The organism is Pseudomonas sp. NPDC087697 (assembly GCF_044743155.1).
In the GTDB taxonomy this organism is placed as follows: Bacteria; Pseudomonadota; Gammaproteobacteria; order Pseudomonadales; family Pseudomonadaceae; genus Aquipseudomonas.
Genome location: NZ_JBIUVW010000005.1, coordinates 1 through 20,490, shown reverse-complemented (window position 1 = coordinate 20,490; position 20,490 = coordinate 1). Strand labels below are relative to the sequence as shown.

18 protein-coding genes are annotated in these 20,490 nt (G+C 59.2%); 5 read left to right on the top strand and 13 right to left on the bottom strand.

Annotation, left to right across the window (positions count from 1 at the left end; all coding sequences use genetic code 11):
- Window positions 1-5 precede the first annotated feature (5 nt).
- The 12 genes from ACIPIN_RS05495 to tssB form a co-directional block, all read right to left on the bottom strand.
- Entirely contained in the window at window positions 6-623 is a 618-nt protein-coding gene (locus ACIPIN_RS05495; RefSeq protein ID WP_401116357.1) for a hypothetical protein, read from the bottom strand.
- A gap of 50 nt (window positions 624-673) precedes the next feature.
- A complete protein-coding gene (locus tag ACIPIN_RS05490; RefSeq protein ID WP_401116354.1) occupies window positions 674-1,204 on the bottom strand; it encodes a hypothetical protein in 531 nt (176 codons plus the stop codon).
- Window positions 1,205-1,247: 43 nt separating this feature from the next.
- The gene (locus tag ACIPIN_RS05485; RefSeq protein ID WP_401116352.1) at window positions 1,248-1,811 is read right to left on the bottom strand and encodes a hypothetical protein; all 564 of its coding nucleotides are present in this window, start codon (window positions 1,809-1,811) and stop codon (window positions 1,248-1,250) included.
- Between the two features lie 72 nt (window positions 1,812-1,883).
- Window positions 1,884-2,396, bottom strand: a complete 513-nt coding sequence (locus ACIPIN_RS05480) for a hypothetical protein (RefSeq protein ID WP_401116349.1) — start codon at window positions 2,394-2,396, stop codon at window positions 1,884-1,886.
- A 23-nt stretch (window positions 2,397-2,419) separates the two neighbouring features.
- Window positions 2,420-3,085 (bottom strand): hypothetical protein, encoded by a 666-nt coding sequence (locus ACIPIN_RS05475; protein WP_401116347.1) that lies wholly within the window; start codon window positions 3,083-3,085, stop codon window positions 2,420-2,422.
- Between the two features lie 46 nt (window positions 3,086-3,131).
- Window positions 3,132-5,681, bottom strand: coding sequence for a type VI secretion system ATPase TssH (gene tssH / locus ACIPIN_RS05470; protein WP_401116344.1), 2,550 nt, complete (start codon window positions 5,679-5,681; stop codon window positions 3,132-3,134).
- Between the two features lie 2 nt (window positions 5,682-5,683).
- Window positions 5,684-6,709 (bottom strand): type VI secretion system baseplate subunit TssG, encoded by a 1,026-nt coding sequence (gene tssG / locus ACIPIN_RS05465; RefSeq protein ID WP_401116341.1) that lies wholly within the window; start codon window positions 6,707-6,709, stop codon window positions 5,684-5,686.
- Window positions 6,673-8,463 carry a type VI secretion system baseplate subunit TssF gene (gene tssF, locus ACIPIN_RS05460; RefSeq protein WP_401116339.1) on the bottom strand — a complete coding sequence of 597 codons (1,791 nt, stop codon included), beginning with the start codon at window positions 8,461-8,463 and terminating at the stop codon, window positions 6,673-6,675. The genes tssG and tssF overlap by 37 nt, the downstream gene beginning before the upstream one ends.
- The gene (gene tssE, locus ACIPIN_RS05455) at window positions 8,447-8,890 is read right to left on the bottom strand and encodes a type VI secretion system baseplate subunit TssE (RefSeq protein ID WP_401116336.1); all 444 of its coding nucleotides are present in this window, start codon (window positions 8,888-8,890) and stop codon (window positions 8,447-8,449) included. The genes tssF and tssE overlap by 17 nt, the downstream gene beginning before the upstream one ends.
- A gap of 15 nt (window positions 8,891-8,905) precedes the next feature.
- Entirely contained in the window at window positions 8,906-9,406 is a 501-nt protein-coding gene (locus ACIPIN_RS05450) for an Hcp family type VI secretion system effector (protein ID WP_019690979.1), read from the bottom strand.
- Window positions 9,407-9,480: 74 nt separating this feature from the next.
- The gene (tssC, locus tag ACIPIN_RS05445; protein WP_401116332.1) at window positions 9,481-10,971 is read right to left on the bottom strand and encodes a type VI secretion system contractile sheath large subunit; all 1,491 of its coding nucleotides are present in this window, start codon (window positions 10,969-10,971) and stop codon (window positions 9,481-9,483) included.
- A gap of 28 nt (window positions 10,972-10,999) precedes the next feature.
- Window positions 11,000-11,551, bottom strand: coding sequence for a type VI secretion system contractile sheath small subunit (tssB, locus tag ACIPIN_RS05440; protein ID WP_401116329.1), 552 nt, complete (start codon window positions 11,549-11,551; stop codon window positions 11,000-11,002).
- A 205-nt stretch (window positions 11,552-11,756) separates the two neighbouring features.
- Here tssB and ACIPIN_RS05435 point away from each other — a divergent pair, with 205 nt between their 5' ends.
- From ACIPIN_RS05435 to tssA, 5 genes are all read left to right on the top strand, one after another.
- Complete coding sequence (locus ACIPIN_RS05435) at window positions 11,757-12,227, top strand: type VI secretion protein (protein WP_401116326.1); 471 nt, start codon at window positions 11,757-11,759, stop codon at window positions 12,225-12,227.
- A 65-nt stretch (window positions 12,228-12,292) separates the two neighbouring features.
- A complete protein-coding gene (gene tssK, locus ACIPIN_RS05430; protein WP_401116323.1) occupies window positions 12,293-13,624 on the top strand; it encodes a type VI secretion system baseplate subunit TssK in 1,332 nt (443 codons plus the stop codon).
- Window positions 13,625-13,642: 18 nt separating this feature from the next.
- Entirely contained in the window at window positions 13,643-14,410 is a 768-nt protein-coding gene (locus tag ACIPIN_RS05425; RefSeq protein ID WP_401116320.1) for a DotU family type IV/VI secretion system protein, read from the top strand.
- Entirely contained in the window at window positions 14,407-18,225 is a 3,819-nt protein-coding gene (locus tag ACIPIN_RS05420; RefSeq protein ID WP_401116317.1) for a type VI secretion system protein, read from the top strand. The genes ACIPIN_RS05425 and ACIPIN_RS05420 overlap by 4 nt, the downstream gene beginning before the upstream one ends.
- Window positions 18,222-19,313, top strand: a complete 1,092-nt coding sequence (tssA, locus tag ACIPIN_RS05415; RefSeq protein ID WP_401116314.1) for a type VI secretion system protein TssA — start codon at window positions 18,222-18,224, stop codon at window positions 19,311-19,313. The genes ACIPIN_RS05420 and tssA overlap by 4 nt, the downstream gene beginning before the upstream one ends.
- A gap of 16 nt (window positions 19,314-19,329) precedes the next feature.
- Here tssA and ACIPIN_RS05410 read toward each other — a convergent pair whose 3' ends face one another.
- A complete protein-coding gene (locus tag ACIPIN_RS05410) occupies window positions 19,330-20,280 on the bottom strand; it encodes a 2-hydroxyacid dehydrogenase (RefSeq protein ID WP_401116312.1) in 951 nt (316 codons plus the stop codon).
- Between the last annotated feature and the right edge of the window lie 210 nt (window positions 20,281-20,490).

Here is a 20,490-nt window from a genome sequence, read left to right as displayed (position 1 = left end):
CTTTTTTAGCTTTTGATGGCAATGAAATAGCCGCTGAGATCGGTCTGCTCGTGAACTCGATTTAGTAAATCAGCAGCACTGGTTGTGTACAGAGCGGCTTCTTGATCGAACGTGGGTGTGTTTTCGTATTCGTCAACAAATTCAGCCCAGTGAAAACTCCCATTCCCCAAGTCCAGGTTGGCTCTGACAATGGTGTCGATACTGACCCATTTCCAGTTTCCATGAGGGTTGGCAAGCCGCACATAACCGCCCTCGCAACGGTCAGCCACGCTCCAGTGAGAACTTCCCGCAGCAACATGCTCTGACTGAACCCTTCCATCCAGTCCATAAAACGAGTAGGCGATAAGAATGGCGTCGTTAGCGTGAGCGTTGAGACCATTTATAAAGGACGTACGGTCGTGGAAGCTGACGGCCTCGGCGCTATAGTCGAGCGATAAAATAACTTTCATTATTTCGTAATATCGAAAAAGTCCTCCCGCGCTGTTTGAAAAGACTTTTGCTTTTTTTTCTATGGTGGTAATGAGGCTTTCGTCTATGCCGTATATCGATTCCAAAGCCATCCAGATCGAAAAGCCACCACAGTTGTAGGCGTTCTGGGTCCGTAGTTGCAATACTGGGCGCATGAGGAACTCCTTAAAAAATAGAATCTGCCCCCTTTTTCAGGTAACAGAAGTTATCTTTTTTTGGTCCATGATTTGCCGCTCTTTTTTTGGAGCGGGGTCCATACTCCTGGGTTGGCATTGGGGTTCAGTGTTCTTTTAAGGTCGTCGGGCGGTCCGGTGAAACCCAGCGAGCCATAAAATGTCTTGCCACCTTCAACTTTTGGTTTGCTCATGTCGGTCAAGGTCAAACATCCATTTTTTCCTCTACGCTCGGAAAACTGAACAGCACGTTCTATCAGTTCTGTCCCCGTTCCTGGCAGGGTTGGATTGGCGCAAAGATCTTCCACCTTAACCTCGGTGTCTTGGACTTTTAATGTCATCAGCCCTGCAACACTTCCACCTGCTTTGGTAAGCGCAATAAACTTGAATACCCCGTCGCCGTTGGTCAAATATGATTCTGCAATATTGAGCGCGTCGTTTGCCTGGATGGCTCGCTGGTCAATCACTGATTTGCTTTTGATTAAGGCATTTACCTGGAGGATGAAAGCTTTCGCTGCCTCAACGTAATGTTCCTGCTTTACCTGGTAAATGTCGTAAGTCATAACCAAGGCTCCATGTGCGTCCTTTTTTCTTTCTTTTTCATTGCTATTGTTCAGCAGGTTGCAGTCGATGTTGGTAGTCCGCCCATAGCAACGCCTCCACTCGAGGGTGTTGATTGAGTCGGTTGATCATGAACTCCGCCTGGGCGGTGGCTTGCTCATCTGGTGCGTTTCTTGAACCAGAGAAAACCTGATTGTAGATAACTTTCCAAACCGAAACGGCGGAATACACTTTTACCAACTCCAGAATTTTTCTTCCACAACCTATGGGGTAGACATGGCCCGCAACATTGAAGGCCTGTGAACGAGAACAAGGGCTTCTGCTTATGAATATTTCAACCAGATAAGGTGTAGCGCCGTACTGAGCGATTGTCCCTTGAAAACCCCTGATCATTTGCATCTCCGCATGTCCACCCCATGGGCGAAATGCCTCTTGACTATGCTGTGAGTCACTGGTTTTTCGGTATGGCGCATTTGGCTCTGACCAATAAACCTCCAGCGTGTCATCGTCGCTGTCGAAACGGGTCACGCACCAGTCCTCGCTGTCACCAAAGGCAATGACCCCTTGTTCTCCTCTGAGTCGGCTCAAACAGTAATTCAGACTCGTCATGTGTATCTCCCTTTTCGTGATTGTTCCAGCCGCTGCATTGTGGAGGCTCGCCCGTTCCGGTTGGACGGTGTGTCATTTTTTCAACGGCTTCGCGATACCGAAGTAAGGACACCAAAGCACAGGTCCCCAGACGGTAATTTTGTGCATGTGGCCTATCTGGCTGTGATAGGGGGTATGTTTTTTTTCCGAATTATTCCCCGCCACGCCCAATCCTCCGTTTTTGATGATGCAAAAAGCATGTCCGACAGTACTCGCGCTTTCGTTAAATCCATGAATTCCGGTATTAACTGCTAGATATCGACCCTCTAAGTTTTTTGCCATCGATGTTTTTAATTCACCCCACGGTGTATTGGTATATATTTTTTCCATGCATAACTCTGCTGCTATGTCTTCGACGATGGTGTCGTTTTCAAGTTGTGTCGCCGAGTTGATCCAGCCCTTTTGCAAGAAAAAATTTATAGTGGTGTATACGTTAATTCCCAGTACTCTGGAAAAAGACATTGCCACGCAATTTTTATCATTGTCGAGCATGTCTTCTGGTCTGTTGGTATCCAGGTCTTTTATTTTAAACGGATTATAGGGCATCAGGCGACTCCTGGGTTTTTAGGCTAGTCCATAAACTTTCCAAGTAAGCAGGGCTGATTTTTGTTCATCCATACAAGCTGCTGTCCCCAAGTAATGACGGAGCAACGATAAACCTCCCAGCCTTCATCCGTTTTCACCGAAATAACCGTGTGCTCATACGAACTTCGAACGAAGTTTTTATCGTCGATCATTGTGGCTTTGGCATTTTCGTTGACGTTAGCCGCGTATTCGTTCAACTCGGTCAGATCGGTTCCGGAAAAATCGCTGTCAGTGCGGCGGAATTTGGCAATGGGATGGACACCGTCTGGTAACGATCCAGGCATGTTTTTGCCGTCGGCATCATGGAAAAACCGGTTGCCGGTGGGCGTTTCGTGAACAGAAAGTGCGCATCCGTTCATCGAGAATGTAGCGACCAGTGTGCCGGTGTCTTGCCCTTTGGGGACATCAATGTAGGCGGCACTGCTACTTCGAAACGGAATGTACCAATCGATGCCGCCTGCGGTGACATCCAGCTGCAGGATACTGGCGTTGCTGGTTTGCACGGGGGTAAGGCTGCAACTTCCCGAAGTGACACTGCCCCGCACGAGCAGCGCATGGCTTCCGAAGAAAGCTTCGGGGTTGGTTCGTAGCAAGGACAACAAAGCTTCAGGCTGGTTTACCTTTTTTGAGCTTGATGAGGCGTTACCCACGTTTGATTGTCCTTACTGAGATAAAAATGAGGAACGGATTGATGGATTATTCCAGCACCCACTCCGCCAACTTCCCCGTCACCTGCGTCATCAACACATTTTCAACATCTCGCGCACCGGCCGCGCTGCACTTGGCCAACACCGCCTGCACAATCCCGGCATCAAACTCGAACTGTTTGCCGGTCGCAGCCTTGTAGCGAGCACGCAATTTCTCCAGCTTCGCCAACACAATCCCTTCCAGCGTCGCTTCATCCAGCGGCCGATACGCAACCACGGTCATGCGCGCCAAAAATGCCGGGCGGAAGGCTTTCAGCAGGACGTTGTGCAGGTGCTCGTTGAAGGCATCGCTGCCGAGTTGCGCCACTGGCGTGTCAAGCAGCAGTTCGGCGCCGACGTTGCTGGTGGCGAGCATCACAGTATTCTTGAAGTCCACCACCAGGCCCGTACCGTCTTCCATCAGGCCTTTGTCGAAGACGTTATAAAAAGCCTCCAGCACATCCGGGTGAGCTTTTTCGATTTCGTCCAGCAACACCACGGAATAGGGTTTGCGCCGCACGGCTTCGGTGAGCACGCCGCCGCTGCCGTAGCCGACATAGCCGGGTGGGGCGCCTTTGAGTTGGCTGACGGTGTGGGCTTCCTGGTATTCCGAGAGGTTGATGCTGATCAGGTTGCGTTCGCCGCCATAGAGCGCATCGGCCAGGGCGTAGGCGGTTTCGGTTTTACCGACGCCGGTGGGGCCGACCAGCAGGAACACGCCAACCGGCTTCTGTGGGTCGGTGAGGCCGGCGCGATACGCCTGCAAGCGTTGGGCGATGGTGTTCAGCGCGGTGCGTTGGCCCATCACCCGTTGGCTCATGCGTTGACCTAGAGTGCGTACGGCGTGGGCCTCATCGGCGAGCATCTTGCCCACCGGAATGCCGGTCCAGCCGGCAATCACCGCCGCAACGGTTTTCGCGTCGACCTGTTCCGGCACCAGCGGGTCGTCCTGGCGAATGGCGTCGAGGCCGGCTTCCAGGCGCAGCAGTTCGGCGGCCAGGTGGTCGATGCGCCCATCAGTGAAGTCGTCCGGCTTGTCGCTGTCGGCGCGTTCGCTCAGCGCGAGCAGTTCGCGCCGGGTTTCCAGCAGCTCACGCACGGCGACGCGTTCTTCACTCCAGCGGATCTCCAGTTCGCGAATGGCCTGTACGTTGCTGGTGGATTCGGTCTCCAGCAAGGTAATACGCTCACGGTGATCCAGGCCAGTGGTTTGCTCGCGACGCAGGCGTTCGACTTCATCTTTGAGGCTTTGCTGGCGATGACGCAGGCTCTCCAGCGGCGGCGGTACGTCGTGTTGCCCGAGGGCGACCCGCGCGCACGCGGTGTCGAGCACGCTGATGGCCTTGTCAGGCAGCTGCCGGCCAGAGATGTAGCGATGGGACAGCTTCACCGCTTCATGAATCGCCGCGTCCAAGACCTGCACGCCGTGGTGCTGTTCGAGTTTGGCGGCAACCCCGCGAAGCATTTCCACGGCGGTGATTTCATCCGGCTCTTCGACTTGTACCAGTTGGAAGCGTCGGGCGAGGGCCGGGTCTTTCTCGAAGTATTTTTTGTACTCAAGCCAGGTGGTCGCGGCCAGGGTGCGCAGCTCTCCGCGGGCCAGCGCCGGTTTGAGCAGGTTGGCGGCGTCGCTTCCGCCCTCGACACCACCGGCGCCGATCAGGGTGTGGGCTTCGTCGATGAACAGAATGATTGGTTTTTCCGCGCTGCGGACTGCGTCGATCACCCCTTTGAGCCGTTGCTCGAATTCACCTTTGACCCCGGCACCGGCCTGTAATAGACCGAGATCGAGGACCCGCAGGCTGACTTCTTGCAAGGAGGGCGGCACGTCTCCGGCGGCGATGCGCAGGGCCAGGCCTTCGACCACCGCAGTTTTGCCGACGCCCGGCGCGCCGACCAGAATCGGGTTGTTCTGGCGACGGCGCAGCAGGATGTCAATGCACTGACGAATTTCGCCGTCACGCCCGACGATAGGATCGATGCGCCCGGCACGCGCATCGGCGGTCAGGTCCTGGGTGAACTGGTCAAGCACCGAGTCCTGTTTCTGCTGGGGTTTGCCTGCGGCTGTGGCTACCGGGCGCGTACCACCGACATGCTCGCGGGAGCTTTCGGTCCATTCCAGCAGGTTGCTGCGCAGGGCGTCCCGAGGAATGCGCAGCAGCGATGAAGCACTGTTGAGCAACAGGCTGCGGCGTTCATCACGGTCGAGCAGCGCCAACAGCAGCAGGCCGGAACGGATGCTCTCAAGGCCAAGCACACTGGCCTGCACCACGGCGTCCTCCAGCAGGCCTATGGTTTGCGCCGAGAGTGCCGGGGTGCGGGTGCTGCCGGTCTTGAACAACTCCAGGGCTTTGTTGATTTCCGCCGTCAGGGCATCGCGCTCCAGTCCGAAGCGCGGCAGCAGGTAAGCGAAGTCGCCGCCTTCGATCTCCAGCAGTTCGAGCAACAGGTGCTCGATTTCAACGTAATGATGACCGCGTTGCAGGCAACGCTGGGCGGCCCGTTCCAGGGCGCGGCGGTTGTCCGGGTTGAGGCGTCCGATCAGGCTGGCCAGTTCCATGTTCAGGTGATCTCCCGCTGACGAAGACGAGTCTCGATGCGTTGCACGGCGAGGCTGGACTGGCGTTGCAGGCCGCCGTTCCAGCTCAATATCGGCGGTGTCTGGCGACCGAGTTTTATCGGGCTCGCGCCACGGACCAGCAGCACCAGCGTGCAATCCAGGTCCGGACCGAAATACAGGGCGCTGAGGCTGGCCAATGCCGGGTGCGCTTCACCGTCCGGCAAGTAGGCGGCGGCCTGGGCGGGTGTCAGCGGACCGAGGGTCAGACGGATTCCGGCATGTTCATCCCAGACCCGCGTGCCGGCCACAGCGCTGCGCCCCAGTTGCAAGTTGCGCCCTCCCGGCTGCAGGCGGCTGCGACTGGCGGGCGGAATCTCGCGCCAGGCGCCGGTGTAGGCGCTGAGCTCAACCGGCAATCCGAACTGTTCGCGCACGATCGCGGCAAAGCCTGCAAGCGAACGGCGCCCGTCAGCGAACAGCGCGCTGCACGCCAGTACGGCGGCATCGGGAATCGCCTGACGCTCGTGCAGGGATTTGGGCAGCAGACCGGTCAATGCACGTAACTGAGCGTGCACCGGTGTAGCGCCTGGTACTGAAAAGCCCACGGCAATCCGGTGTTTGCGCAGTACTTTGTAAAGCAGGCTGAGCAGTCGATGCTGGAACAGGTCAAGGAACTCGGCCGGTGCATGGTCCTTGGCGCGCGCTCGTTGTTGCAGCCATTCCTGATAGGCGTAGGGCAGTGGTCCGTCTGGCCCGCCGAGGCCGAAAACCGGGGTGGTGAGGGTCGGTTTGTGGCCATTGTCGTCGGTCAGGCTTTCAACCTGGCTGGCGGCGAACAACGGCGTCAGCGGGCCGCGCAAGCGCAGTGCTTCAGCCTGCGGTGCGGTGCCACTGCCCAGCGATTCGGCTTGCGGATGCTCGCGTTCGAGCAGCAACAAGGCCTGCAACAACTCGAACGCCTGAGGATCGCGGCGCAGTCGTTGGCTCAGGCTCAGAGGGAGAGCGGCATGCCGGCTTGGGGTTGCCATGCCTTGATCTCCTTGTCTGATTGAACCAGTACCGTGCGCACGAAGCGATTGGCCGTGGCATAGAGTGAGAAAAACTGCGCCAGCACTGCTGAAAACAGCACCGCGCTATTGCCGACAAAATGCTGCTGATCGAGTTGCAAGCGAACTTCCAGCCCATTACGCCACCCGCGCCAGGCGTCTTCACCAACATGTGCGATGACGCGCTCACAGCTCAGGCTCAGCAGGCCTTCGATCTGCCGCAAAGCGCTGGCCTCGTCACGCAGGTTATGCAACGCCAGAATCTCCTTGAGCGCATCCAGCGCCTGGGGACCTTCGACCAATGACAAATGGTTGAGCGTCAGTTGCGAGACCAGCCGCCAGCGTGACTCACCGTCCAGTCGCGGCATGCTTTGCGGACTCGGCGGATTACGCAAACGCGCCGAGGCTATCGGCCCCGGCCGCTCGAAGCCCAGCGGCGTTCCGGCCGACAGGCTCTGGGCCAAGTGTCGATTGGTGCAGAGCAGCTCGGCGGTCAGGCTCAGTTCGGTAACTTCGGTAAACGGATCAAGCTGGGTGTCCACCAGACTCAGCATCAGGTCGGTGCCCAAGCGGTTCGGGGTCATGCCGCTGATTCGGCGGGCGTGCCAGTAACAGCGGTGGTTGCCACCGTGCTGGCTGCCGTAATACGCCGGCACGCGCTGCACACCCTGAGAGGTGCTGGCGCGCATGGCACGGATGCTGTGGATTTCGACGCTGTTTTCCCGATGACTGTCGGCAACCAAGCGGTATTCGCTACGAGTGCCGTCCGGGCGCAGCGGCTCGGAGGTTCGCGGGAACAGGTTGATCACCGGCGCGCAGCCGAGCGCAATGTCGCTGGCCTGCAAGTGCAGGCGACTACTGGGCGCCTGGTCGAAAACGATGTACAGATACAGCGTCTGGCTGTCGCTGATTGCACCCGCCAACGGCACGTCGAAAAAATTGAATTTGTCCGGAAAGGCAAAGTACTCGGCAAGCAAACGCATCCCCGGATGCACACCGTCCTCATCGGGTAGCAGGACTTCATCGTTGGCGAAACCGACGATTTTCGGCAGCCCAGCCAGCACTTTGGGCGCGCTGCCCGGTGGTCCGGCGAGGAGCTGAATCGCATGGGCACCGAGCAAATCGTAGAGGTTGGCATTGATCACCGGTGACGCAGCCAGGTGCAGGCGCAACTGCTCGATGCCAAGTTCTGCCCATTGGCTTTTGCCCAGGCAGCGCAGACTCAAGCGCAGGGCCGAGCGTGCCAGGGCGACGCCGGTCAGGGCCTGGGCTTCGTCGCTTCCCAGCAGCAATGCTTCGTCGATTTCCAGTGGCCAGAGGTGAACGGCAGCACTGGTGCGAAAGTGGATGCTTTCACCCCTGTGGGTGGTGACGAACAACGGCGTGTCGCGCGGCAACGGATAACCGCCGGCCAGGTTGCCCTTGCTCGGGTCCGGCTGGAATTGCACGATGGCGCAGGACGGCAGCGGCCGCATCGTCAACGGATACAGTTGTTCCAGCAGCGCGTCGCTGAACTCGGCGTAATCGTCGTCGAGTCGCCGTTGCAGGCGCGCCGCCAGCAAGGCGAAACCTTCCAGCAAACGTTCGACATGCGGGTCCGGGCATTCGCCGGGAGACAGCTCCAGGCGTCTGGCAACCTTGGGATAGCGTTCGGCGAAAATGCTCCCGGCATGGCGCAGCCAGGTCAGTTCCCGTTGGTAGTAATCGAGCAGTTGTGGGTCAATCGAGTCGCTCATGGCGCACCTCAAGGCCATCGCCGGCGTTCTCGATGACGAATGCGACAGGCCAATGCTGCTTGCCGCTGCGTAGCTCCCCTTGCAACCTGATGCTCAGTTGTTGCGGATGTTCGGGTACGGGTGTGACGTCGACCTCGCCCAGTTGCAGGCGCGGTTCGAAGTGGTCGATGGCTTCGCGAATCTGCCGCGCCAGTTGACGGCGGTCATCGCTGCGCTGTTGCTGCAGTGCAGTCCAGTCAGCGATGCCGTAGTCAATAACGCTTGGCGGCGTGGTCAGCGGGCTCTGGCCACGGCGGGTGTTGAACAAACGCAGCAACTCGATACGGACCGACTCCAACAGTGCCTGGCGATCGAACGCCTGCACGGTATCCGCCTCGCTGGCGGCAAGGCGTTCGAACAGCGGCGGCAGAATGCCGGTGCCGGTCATTTTCGTGGTACTCCGTCAGCCCTTGATCAGCTTGTTCGCGGCCAGGTCCCAGGTCGAAGCGGCCGTGCCTTCCTTGGTGCCATCGTCTTTCTGGGCGGTCAGTTCCCACTTGATCTTGGTGAAGTTCAGCGAGAGGGTTTCCACCGGTTTACCGCCCGTGCCACCGCTGACACTGACGTTGGACAGCACCACGTTTGTCAGGGTGTAAATGATGAAGGGCATCAATTGGCCGCTGCCTTCGGCCGCGTTGCGCCCGATGGTGATCTTGGCTTCCGGGATCGGTTTGCCGGCGCAGCAGTACTCGTTGAGAGACGGCGTCGAGCTGTCGACGAACTTGGTCAGCGTGAACTCGCCGATGTGCGGCTTGCCGGAGGTACGCTCCGAGTTGCTGACGTCGTTGGTCACCTGCATTGCCACGTTGTGGCTGTAGGACATGACTTCGATCTTGTCCTTGTAACCTTCGAGCAGGCTGTCGCCTTTGATGTCGCCGCCGAGGTCGAGAATGATTGCATCCATCGCATGAAACTCCTGAAAGTAGTCGCGCTAGATAAACGAAGGAGAACCCGCCGGCCAGGCCGGCGGGAGGCAGGTCAGGCTGCTACCGATGGCGGCAGGGTGGCGACCAGGCGGATCGAGGCCGTCAGCTCTTCGAGCTGGAAGTGCGGCCGCAAAAACACCGTGGCTCGATAGACGCCCGGTTTGCCGGCGACTTCCGAGACGTCCACTCGGGCCTCACGTAGCGGGTACTGCGCCTTGATTTCCTGTGGGGCGTTGTCGTTGATCAGCACGTAGTCGGCGATCCAGTTGTTGAGGTAGGTCTGCACGTTGTCGCGGGTCATGAAGCTGCCGACCTTGTCGCGCATGATGACCTTCAGGTAATGCGCGAAGCGGGACGCTGCGAGCACGTAAGGCAGCATGGCCGAGATTCGTGCGTTGGCGTTCGCCTCATTGGTGTTGTAGAGCTTGGACTTGTTGGTGGTCTGGCCACCGAAGAACACCGCCACGTCGCTGTTTTTCTTGTGGCACAAGGCGATGAAGCCGAGGTCGTTGAGCTCTTTCTCACGACGGTCGGTGATCGCCACTTCGGTCGGACATTTGAGCGACAGATCGCCCGAGGTGGTACGGAACGTGTGGGCTGGCAGTCCTTCGACTGCGCCACCGCCTTCAGCACCGCGAATCGCCGCGCACCAACCGTACTTGGCGAAGGCCTCGGTGATCCTTTGCGACAAGGCCCAGGCCGCATTGCCCCAGAGGTATTTGCTGTGGTCGCTGCCGTTGACGTCTTCGACGTAGTTGATACCTTCCACCGGCAAGGTTTCCGGACCGTAAGGCAGGCGCAGCAGGAAGTGCGGGAGCACCAGCGACACGTAACGTGAGTCTTCGCTTTCGCGGAAGGAGCGCCACTTGATCAGCTCCTGGCTCTCGAAGACTTTCGACAGGTCACGCGGCACCGCGAGCTCGGTGAAACTGTTCATGTCGAACAGTCGCGGGCTGGCAGCGGCAATGAACGGGGCATGGGCTGCGGCGGCGACGTTCGAGAGTTTCTCCAGCAGACCGATGTCCTGCGGATGCCGGCCGAAGGTGTAGTCACCGACCAGCAGGCTGAACGGGTGACCACCAAAGGTCCCGTATTCTTCTTCGTAGATCTTTTTGAACAGCGCGCTCTGGTCGAACTCGACGGCTTTTTCCAGATCGTTCTGCAGCTCTTTCTGGGTCACGTTGAGCAAGCGCAGTTTCAGTCGGGAACTGGTTTCGGTGTTCTGCACCAGCAGGTGCAAACCACGCCAGGACGCTTCGAGTTTCTGTAGATCGGGGTGATGCAGGACTTCGTTGAGCTGGGCGCTGATCAGCTTGTCGATCTGGCTGATGCGGTCATTGATCATCGCCACGGTGTCCTTGTCGACGGCCATGCCTTCGTCAAGGACCTGGGTGGCGAACTCCGCGAGCATGTCGCGGGCGTAATCCTGCTGACTGTCGTCGTGGGCCATTCGCCCTTCGGCGATGATTCGGTCAAGCAGAGACAAGGTCTCGTTCACACTACTCTCGCTGGCTTGGGCCTGGGCGCTGGATGAGGCGGGCATGGCAATTTCTCCCTAAATGGATAAACGATCAGGCTTGTGCTTCCGGCGCCGCGTCGGCATCGCCGACAGGTGCAGATGCAGGGGCCGCTTCCGGCCGGGCCGACTTGATCTCTTGCAGGCCTTCGGTGTTGGCGATGACATCGCGCAGCAGTTTGTCCAGGTCATCGTTGCCGTCGAGTTTGGTCAGCAGGTCACGCAGACGCTGGCGTGCTTCGAACAGGCGCCGCAACGGCGTCACTTGCTCGACCACTTTGACCGGGTCGAAATCATCGATATGACCGAACTTGAGCTCGATGTTGAGCTTGCTGTCGTCGCCGCTGAGAGTGTTGTTGACCTGCAAGGTGGCGCGCGGGGCGATCGAGGCGAGCACTTCGTTGAAGTTGTCCCGATCGATCTCGGTGAACCGCCGTTCATTCAACTTGGGCAGGGGTTCCAGAGGTTTGCCGGAAAGGTCGGCAAGAATGCCGACCACCAGAGGCAATTCTTTCTTCTCGATGGCGTTACCTATTTCAACGTCATAGGTGATTTGAACGCGGGGCGGACGGACCCTGTCGAGCTTGTGCTGAGTACTTTCGGCCATGGTGGCGGACTCCGATGCATTGGGTGGGAGCAATGCTTCGGGAGGCCCGCTCATCGCATTCCCTTGCTGAACCGTAGGTTAGAAAGGGAGGCAGTGGGACCTGTCATTCCCTTGACGAACCTTCCACGTTCGTCGTGCTGACCGAACTACCCAAGACGCTAGAACAGGTCTATAAAAAAGCAAGCAAAAACAATTTTTGACCGTCATGAGAAAAGGAAAATTCATTGTGCGCGTAAGTTTTTTTAGTCCTCTCTTGTTCCTGTTGCTCGCAGGCTGTTCGTTGTTTGGGCCGCGAGTCGATCTCGATAGTCTGACCCTGGACGTCGCCGCCCATGCCAATGACGACACCCCGATTGCCGTGGATTTTGTTGCGGTGAATGATCCCGACCTGCTCAAACAGCTGTCGGCCATGACGGCTCGGCAATGGTTCAGCGAGCGCGAACAGTTTCAGCGCGACTACCGACAGATGATGACCGTCTGGGGGCTGGAGCTGGTTCCCGGGCAGTTCATGGATCAGCAACCCTTTCCCCTGGGGGGCCAGCGCGCCGCTGGACTTTTGATCTTCGCGAGCTATAACACACCCGGAGCGCACCGACTTCGACTGGACGATCAGCGCAAGGCCTGGCTGAAGTTCGACAGTCGCGAGATGACACTGGTCAGCGACAATCCGCACTGATCCGCACTGAACAGATCGCCAGGCCGCTGGCACGCGCGGCGACATTCGACGTCGAAGGGAATCGTATGAGTTTGCTACCTGACGCGGTTTGCTGGCACGAGGGCATGCAATTGCTGCCCCAGCATTTTCAGTTGCAAGGGCTGCGCGCCGAAGCGTTGGTCGCGCATTTTGCCAAGGCTTGCAACCCCTGGTTCTGGGGTGTCACCCATCTCGACATCGACCCCTCGGCACTCAGCGCCGGGCATGTTCGGCTGCTCGCGTTGCAGGCGACGTTGCCGGATGGTTTGCCGGTAAATCTGCAGGCCGGTGTGGGGTCGATGCTGGAGCTCGATGTCAGCGAAGCGGTCAATGCAACGGACAACGCCACCGTGACGGTGTACCTGGCAGTCAGCCCACTGTGGCGAGCGGGGCAGTTACTGCCACTCAAAGGGCGGCTGCAATCGGTGGTCGGTGATGCGTTGCCCGACCTCACCAGCGGCGAGTACCCCGAGTCGATCACGGTGTGGCGACCCAATCCGCGTTTGTGCACACAGCTGAACAAGGCTGACTCGATCTGTGTACCATTGCTGCGCATTCGCAAGGAAGGCGGCGGCTTTTTGCAACTGCCCTATACAGCGCCGACGCCGTGCCTGCTGCCGGAGTCGGTATTGGGGCGTCGGGTCGCAGGTCTTTGTGCCCGGGCCCGGGAGAAATGCATGTTTCTGGCCGGTCGCTTGCGCCAGGCGCAGCAGGCCGGAAATCAGGATGACGCGGCAGAAATTCGTCGCCAACTGACGGCACTCTGGGCACGTCTGCCGGAGGTCGAGGGCTTGTTGAGCAGCCGGCTGGCGACACCTCAAGCGCTGTATGGCCTGTTGCTCGGGTTGGCCGGCACATGGTCGGCGCTTGATCCACTGGCGGGTGTGCCGGCCTTTGCGGCGCTGGATTTTCTCGAGTTGCAGCGTGGCTACGAGAGCGTACTCGACTGGCTGGAAAACACCCTCGAATTGATTCGCGCCGGCTATCGCAGCCTGCCGTTCGAACGCAACGAACACCTCTTTTCGATCCAGTTGCCCGACGATCAACCGAGCCAGCGTCTGGTGATTGGCTTGCGCATGCCCAACGGCGCAAGCGAGCAGTCTGCGAGTGAATGGTTGAGGCGGGCGATCATCGCCTCTGCGCCGCACATTGCCTTGCTCGGTCGACAGCGCATGAGTGGTCTGGCGCATGAAGCCATGAATCGCAACGAGCAGGTGGCCTACAGCGTGGGCGACGACACCCGATTGTTTGTGGTCACCGCCCAGGGGCAATGGTTCGACGGGCAACTGCCGTTGCAGATTGTCGCGCCGGCATCGCAGCTGGCGAGCAGCCCGTGGCAAGTGGTGTTGTTTGTCGCTCAAGCCAATGAAAACACTTGATCAGGGAAGGGGAGTCAAATGCCTGAAGGGAACGTCGGCAGCGGTGCGCGAGGCCTCCACGAAGCGCCGCTGAGCAGTGCTTTTCGTCAGGCCTGGCAAGAGTGGTCGCAGGCCTGGAACGAACTGTCCAAAGACAGTGACGATGAGGCGCTGGTCGAGGCCGTCGTCGAATTTTCTACACAGATTACCCAGCGCTTGTGGCGAACGGCGTTCGCCAAAGTCGGTGATGCGGCCACCGAACAGGTGACCGCAGTGGTGTATGCGTTTGTCGCGCTGATCGACGAGACGCTGTTGTTTACTCCCTGGCCTGGCCAGCTTGCCTGGCAGGACAAACCGCTGGAGTCGCGGATGTACGCCAGCCGTCAGGCGGGTGAACGGCTGCCGCTGGCGATCAAGCAATTGCTCGACGATCAGGTGCCGGCTACCCGGGATCTGGCCAATGTGTACCTGCAATGCCTGGTCCTGGGTTTTGAAGGGCGTCTACGCGGCGAGCAGAATCAGGTCCAGCATGAAAAATGGCGCTTGGCATTGTTCGCCTTCGCCTGGCAACACGAGCCCGATTACGCCGATGTCAGCGCCAGGCTGGAGCAGCCTTCGGCGGTCGCTCCCGTGCAGTTGCCCATGCGTCTGTCACTACCCGACGGTTTTCGTCTGGGCCTGGCGATCCTCGGCGTCCTGCTGTTGATGACAGGGTTGGGGCAGATGTTCTGGCGTGACATTCGTCAGGAGCTTGAACCGGTCATGCACCTTTCCGAAACGGCAGCGGCCCAGGAGCAAGACTCATGAGTACCCTGGGTATTGTCTTGACCATCGTTGCGGTGCTGTTGCTGCTGGCGGTATTGCTGGTCGCGGTCTGGTGGTTACGCACCCAGAGCGGTGCCGCGATTCGCAGTTTCTATCTGTCGGTCCGGCACATGGAGCAGGAGCAAGGGACCCAGGATCGCTATCAGATTCCCTGGCTGCTGATGCTCGGCAACGAAGCTCAAGGCACCCAACTGTGCTCCCAATGGCGTTTGCAGCCCACCGACAAACCGGCCTGGTTCGGGCGCTGGTGGTCGGACCCCGAGGGCGCGGTGCTGGTGGTGCCGCAGGCGTTGTTCCTGCCTGATGAAGGCTTGAACCTGCAACGGGGCGGCTGGTGGCGTCTGCTGGGTTTGATCGTGCGCCTGCGCAGCAAGCGGCCGCTGGACGCGGTGATCTGGACCGTGCCGGTCAGTCAGCTGAGCGATCCGGAGCAGGCGGCCAGCCTCGGTCTGGCGGCCCGGCGGCGCTTCATTGATCTGTTACAGCGTTTCGGTCTGAGCCTGCCGGTGTACGTGGTCATCACCGGGATGGAGGAGCTGCCGGGCTTTCAGGAGTTGATTGGCACGTTGCCGGCCGAGGCGCGGGAACGTGCATTGGGGTGGTCGTCGCCGTATTCGCCTGAGGCGGTCTGGCAATCGCAATGGAGTGATCAGGCGCTGGATCAGGTGAACCGGGCACTGTCTGAGTCGATCATCGAGATCGGTGCCTTGTCCGGGCATTTAAGCAGTGAGTTGTTTGCCTTGCCGGACCGCTTCGAAGCGCTGCGTCGCACATTGCAAACCCTGCTTGAGCCGGTCTTTCAGGGTAATGCACAAGGCGAGGCTCCGCGTTTTCGCGGGATTTACTTCACCGCCAATCAAGCGCCAGAGAGTACCGGGGACAGCTTCTCTGCCTATGACACGGTGTTGCAGCAGAGCGCTTTTGCGCGGCGGTTGTGGCAGCGACGGATTGTCGCCGAACGTGGCGTGGCTCAGGTCGTACCGCGTCTTTTGCGGCTGCGCCAACGCTGGCAACGGGTGACCGGCATGGTTGCACTGGTGGTCGGGTTGGTCTGGGCTATCGGTATGGTTTGGGTCTGGCACGATTCGGTCAAGGATGCCCATGAGTTGTCGCGCTTGTTGCAAGGCGCGCAGAAAAACTATGTCGCGGTCACGGACGAAGCCCATCGGCTGGAACCGACGCGACGCAACGTCGAGAGTTTCTGGCGGGTACTGGAAAAGGCCCCACGCTGGAGTTTCACCTCGGTGGTCTTTCCCACGTCCTGGTTTTCATCGCTGGATACACAGATGGAAGACGAACTGCGGCTCACCGCCCAGCGGCAGTTGCTGGTGCCGCTGCAAGAGTTGCTGGTGTCGGACCTGGCGCAACTCAAGGCGATCCGCAATACCGAGCGGCGACTGAACGTGGAAAGCGAGGACCCGGCGCAATGGCAAAATTACGTCAAGGCCAAGGAACTGGTGGAGCGCGCGGTGCGTCTTGAGCAACAAAACCAGTGGTTCAATCAGGCGTTGAACAATCCCCGGACCCCACTCGATGACCTGGTGCTGCTCAGCAATAACGCGTTGTCGCTGAATCTCAACGTCGGCACATTGCGTCGTGCGGCCTTCTATAACCGGGTGCTGCTCAATTCCGACACCAGCGGTTTGAAAGCGCTGGACCTGAGCACCGAACGCTCGACCATCGCGACGAATTTTGAAGGTCTGATGGAGCGCTGGCTGGACCAGTACTTTCTGGCTGACAACTTCGTGCGTCAGGCCGGCTATCTCAAGTTGCACCTGGAGCGTCTGGAGTCCGGCAGTGGAAATTCCCTCAGCGAACTCGAGGACCTAAGGGCGCTGATTGACGACCTGCAAGCGTTGATTGGCTTGACCAACTCGGCGTGGGGACGGGGCAAGGGCCAGGACCTGGTGCCGGGCTACCGCGAGCTGATGGATAAAGTGCGCCAAAGCACTTTGCTCGGGCCGCAACTGGAGCAACAGTTGGACATGCAGGCTTCGAAATTGCAGCAGAGTTTTCGTGATCAATGGATTGCTCAGGCCGGCTCGCGTGGCAATTTGCTGGTTCAGCAAGGCAGCGGACAACTGGTATTGCAGGAGCATGTCAGCCAGCTGAACAACGCCGTACAGGCTTTGTTCAAGCGTGATTTCGTGGCCATCGCGCTGCGTCAGGATGACTCCAACCTCAGTGCTTCACAGAGTCAGAGTGCTGACAATGATGGTCTCAACAGTGCGTTGAATTACTTCGCCAGTTACAAAAGCTATGCCAGCGAAGAGTTGCCACGTATCCCGCCGGCTTACCGGAGCGCGCTGCTCCAGGCGGCGGAAGGGGCGGCGGCCAAGGCCATGTGGCTCAGCCTGGAGGAGCAGGGCGGTCAGGCGCAGCAAGGCGTCGGGTTCAATGTGCAGGCCTCGCAGGCCGTGGCGTTGCAGAAAGCCTTTATCGAGGTCCGGCGCAGTGACCTGGCCACCCGCTTGCAGAACGCGCTTAACCGCCGGGCGTTGGCCGAGGTGGCGAGTGGTCTGAACGAAATAGGCGCCCAGCCGGTGTTCAGCGAGAGAACCAGTATTGCTCAGTGGGACGGTTCAAAGAACCTGGGTTTGCAGCTGTACGGCGCCAGCGATGTGCAGGATCTGAAGCTGAGCCTCAAGCAGCAGTTCAACACCATGTTGAGTATTACCGAACAACGCACCCCGGCGCTGGAGTGGCTGAAGGTCCAGCAGCAAAATCTGTCAGGGCTCGATTACGAACGGGTTGTACAGTTCAGTGCCTTGAATGATGAACTGCTCAAGTACAAGGAACAGAATCCCGCCAGTTCTCCGGCACAGATCGAACAGTTGGTGAGCCGGGATTTTATTGAAATGGATGCCGGGTCCTGTGCACAGATCCTGCAAACCGCCAACCTTTCCGGCGGCCGTGGGACGCTTGCCCTGAGGGCCCAGGAGCTGCAGCAAACCGCGATGCAACGCTGCCAGTCGCTGCGACAGCAACAGGCCTCGGCTGCGTGGAACGACCTGGCCAATTACTTCAATCAGTACCTGGCCGGGCGCTTTCCGTTCGCCAATGGCATTCAGGCCACCGATGCCGACCCGGCGCGGGTCCAGCATTTGCTGGAGTTGATCGACAAACGCCTGCCGGTGGCGCAAGCCGGGTTGTTGCTCAGCCAGACGCCGGAGCGCTTGGCCGCGGAGGATTTTCTCAACCGTTTGAAACAGGCCAGCACCTGGCTCGGGCCGCTGTTTGTGCGTGACAAAAGCGGCATTCTGGGGGTGGAGATGGACGTGCGTTGGCGCACTGATCGCGAGGAAGAGCGAGGCGCCGATCAGGTCATTGCCTGGGGCTTGAATGCCGGCAATCAACAGATCAGCTATCCCGGTGAGGCACAACAGAACCTGCGCTGGATGGTCGGCCAACCCGTCAGGTTGACCTTGCGCTGGGCCAGGAATGGTCCCCAGCGGCCGGTCAACGACCCGTTGCAACCGAATCTGGTCATCCGGGATCTGGAGGCTGGCTGGGAGTACGGCGGCCCTTGGTCGTTGCTGCGTCTGATGCGCTCGCACCAGTCGATTCAGCGCCAGCCAAGCATGGACTACACGGATTTTCCGCTGACTTTGCGCTTGCCGGTCACCGCGAGTACCAGCATTGAGGAACCCACACAAATGTTCATGCGCCTGTCATGGATGACTCAAGGATCGAAACTGCCATTGTCCATTCAACCGTTACCGACTCGCGCTCCACGTTCACCCTTCATGTCGACGGGTTCGACGGCGGCCATCGTGACGAACGAGGAGGGCTTGTGAGTCTGCCGTCGCCTTCATCATTTTCATCGCCGCTGCCGGAGTTGATCGCACAATTGATCGAACCGATCAGCGACGAAACGCCCTGTGGTCAGGACCTGCGCTATGAGCCTGAATTCGATCAGTTGCGCGAGCTGCGCCGCGAAGACGATACCAGCTTGCCGACGGGGGTCTGGCAGTCGTCGATCAAGCGTGCCCAATGGCCGGAACAGGCAAAACTTGCCACCCGCTTGCTGCTGGAGCGCAGCAAGGACTTGATGCTCAGTGCCTGGCTCGGCGAGGCCTGGTTGCATCTGGACGGCCTGGAAGGGTTGCCGGGCAGCCTGGCGCTGGTGGCGGGTTTATGTGAACGCTACCCCGAGCAACTGCATCCTCAGGCTGAGGAGGGCGACCAGTCGTGGCGGGTCATCCCTCTCGAATGGCTGGCGCGACGCTACAGCGAAATCCTGCTCACCCAGGTGCCGCTGTTCGACACTCGCACCAGCGAATTTGCGGGCTATTGCCTGGATGACTGGCGACGCTTGCAGGTGCAACAGGTGATGGTCAATGACACCAAGGCGGCGAAAACCTCTGCTGAAGCCGCTCGCAACGAGCAGAAAAAACTCACCGAACAGATTCGTGCGACACCGCTGTCATTCTGGTTGCGTAGCCAAGGCAGTCTGTTGCTGAGTTTGCAGCATCTGCAACGGCTCGAAGACTGGAGTGATGCCTACCTGGGCAGTCAGGCGCCAGGCTACAAATCGTTGCAGGGCATCATCGAGGCGCTGTTGACGCTCGTTCAGGAGTTCATCGCCATGCATCCACGTCAGCCCGCCCCAGCCTCGGTTGAGCCACCGCAGGTCCAGGCGCCAAACACTCTGGAGCCTGCGGCTGCGCAGGCAATGCGCGAGCCGGTGAGTCGCGAGGAGGCTTATCGGCAACTGTTGCTGATTGCCGAATACCTGGCGCGAACCGAGCCCCACAGTCCGGTGCCTTACTTGATCAGGCGTGGCGTGGAGTGGGGCAATAAACCGTTGAGCGAACTGCTTGGCGAGTTGATATCGGCTGACGCGGAGTCGCGTCGACTCTGGACGTTATTAGGGGTTCTCTAGAGTCTGCCATCTCCTCTCAGAGTGGCGGGGGCAACGCCACAGGCGTCAATACCGGGCGGTTGGAGAAAAACGCCATCAGGTTCTGCCCGACCAGCTCAACGGTGCCCCGGGTTGCTTCCGGTGACAGGCCGGCCACGTGAGGCGTGAGGATCACGTTGCTCAATGCCTTGAGCGCATCCGGCACCTGAGGCTCTGCATCGAATACATCGAGCGCGGCACCGGCGATTCGCCGCTGTTCAAGCGCGGCAATCAGATCGCTGGTGGCAACCACGCTGGCTCGGGCAATGTTGACGATATAACCGTGGGGGCCCAGTGCATCCAGCACCTGTTTGTTGATCAAGTGTTGTGTGCCGATGCCGCCGGGCGTGCACACGATCAGAAAGTCAGAGGCCCGAGCCAGCTCGGTGGGTGTCGAGCAAAAGTCGTAGGGTACGTCGCTGAGCAATTGGCGGCTGTGGTAGCTCACCGTCATGTCGAAGCCATTGCCGGCGCGTTTGGCGATGGCCCTGCCGACGGCGCCCAGCCCTAGAATGCCCAGGCGTTTGCCCGCCAGTGACGGGCGCATGATTTTCGGCCATTCACCGCGTCGCACTGCCGCGTCGCACCGAGGGATGTCACGCACCAACGACAGCAACAAGGCCATCGCATGATCGGCCACCGACGAGGCGTTTACGCCGGCGCCATTGGTGACGGTAATGTCCCGGTCGCTGGCGGCTTGCAGATCGACATGCTCGTAACCGGCACCGATCACGCAGATGATTTTCAGGTTCGGCAACGCGGCGATTTCGTCGGCGTACAGCCCCAATGGTCCGCGAGTCAGCACGGCGTCGATCTGTCCGCCATGACTGGCGATGGCCTGGGCACGCTCGGCGGGAGTGGGCGCGAGAATCAGGTGGAAGCCTTGATGTTCGAGGATCGGCAGATAGTCGTTAATCGTTTCAACCAGTACCAGAACGGTTGCAGGCATGCTGGGCTCCTGAAGGCATCGGAATGTCGGGGCTCGAATGTCGGTTCAGATTGCTGACTCCAAAGCGGTTTAGCAATCACCAATAATAGAAGCAAGATCAAAAGATCGCAGCCTTCGGTGTTGTGGTTCAGTTTTTTTGAACCGCTCTGTAGGAGCATTAGGCCGCTTGCTGCTCAAACAGCGCAGGCGGCAGGTGGTTCGAGGCGGAGT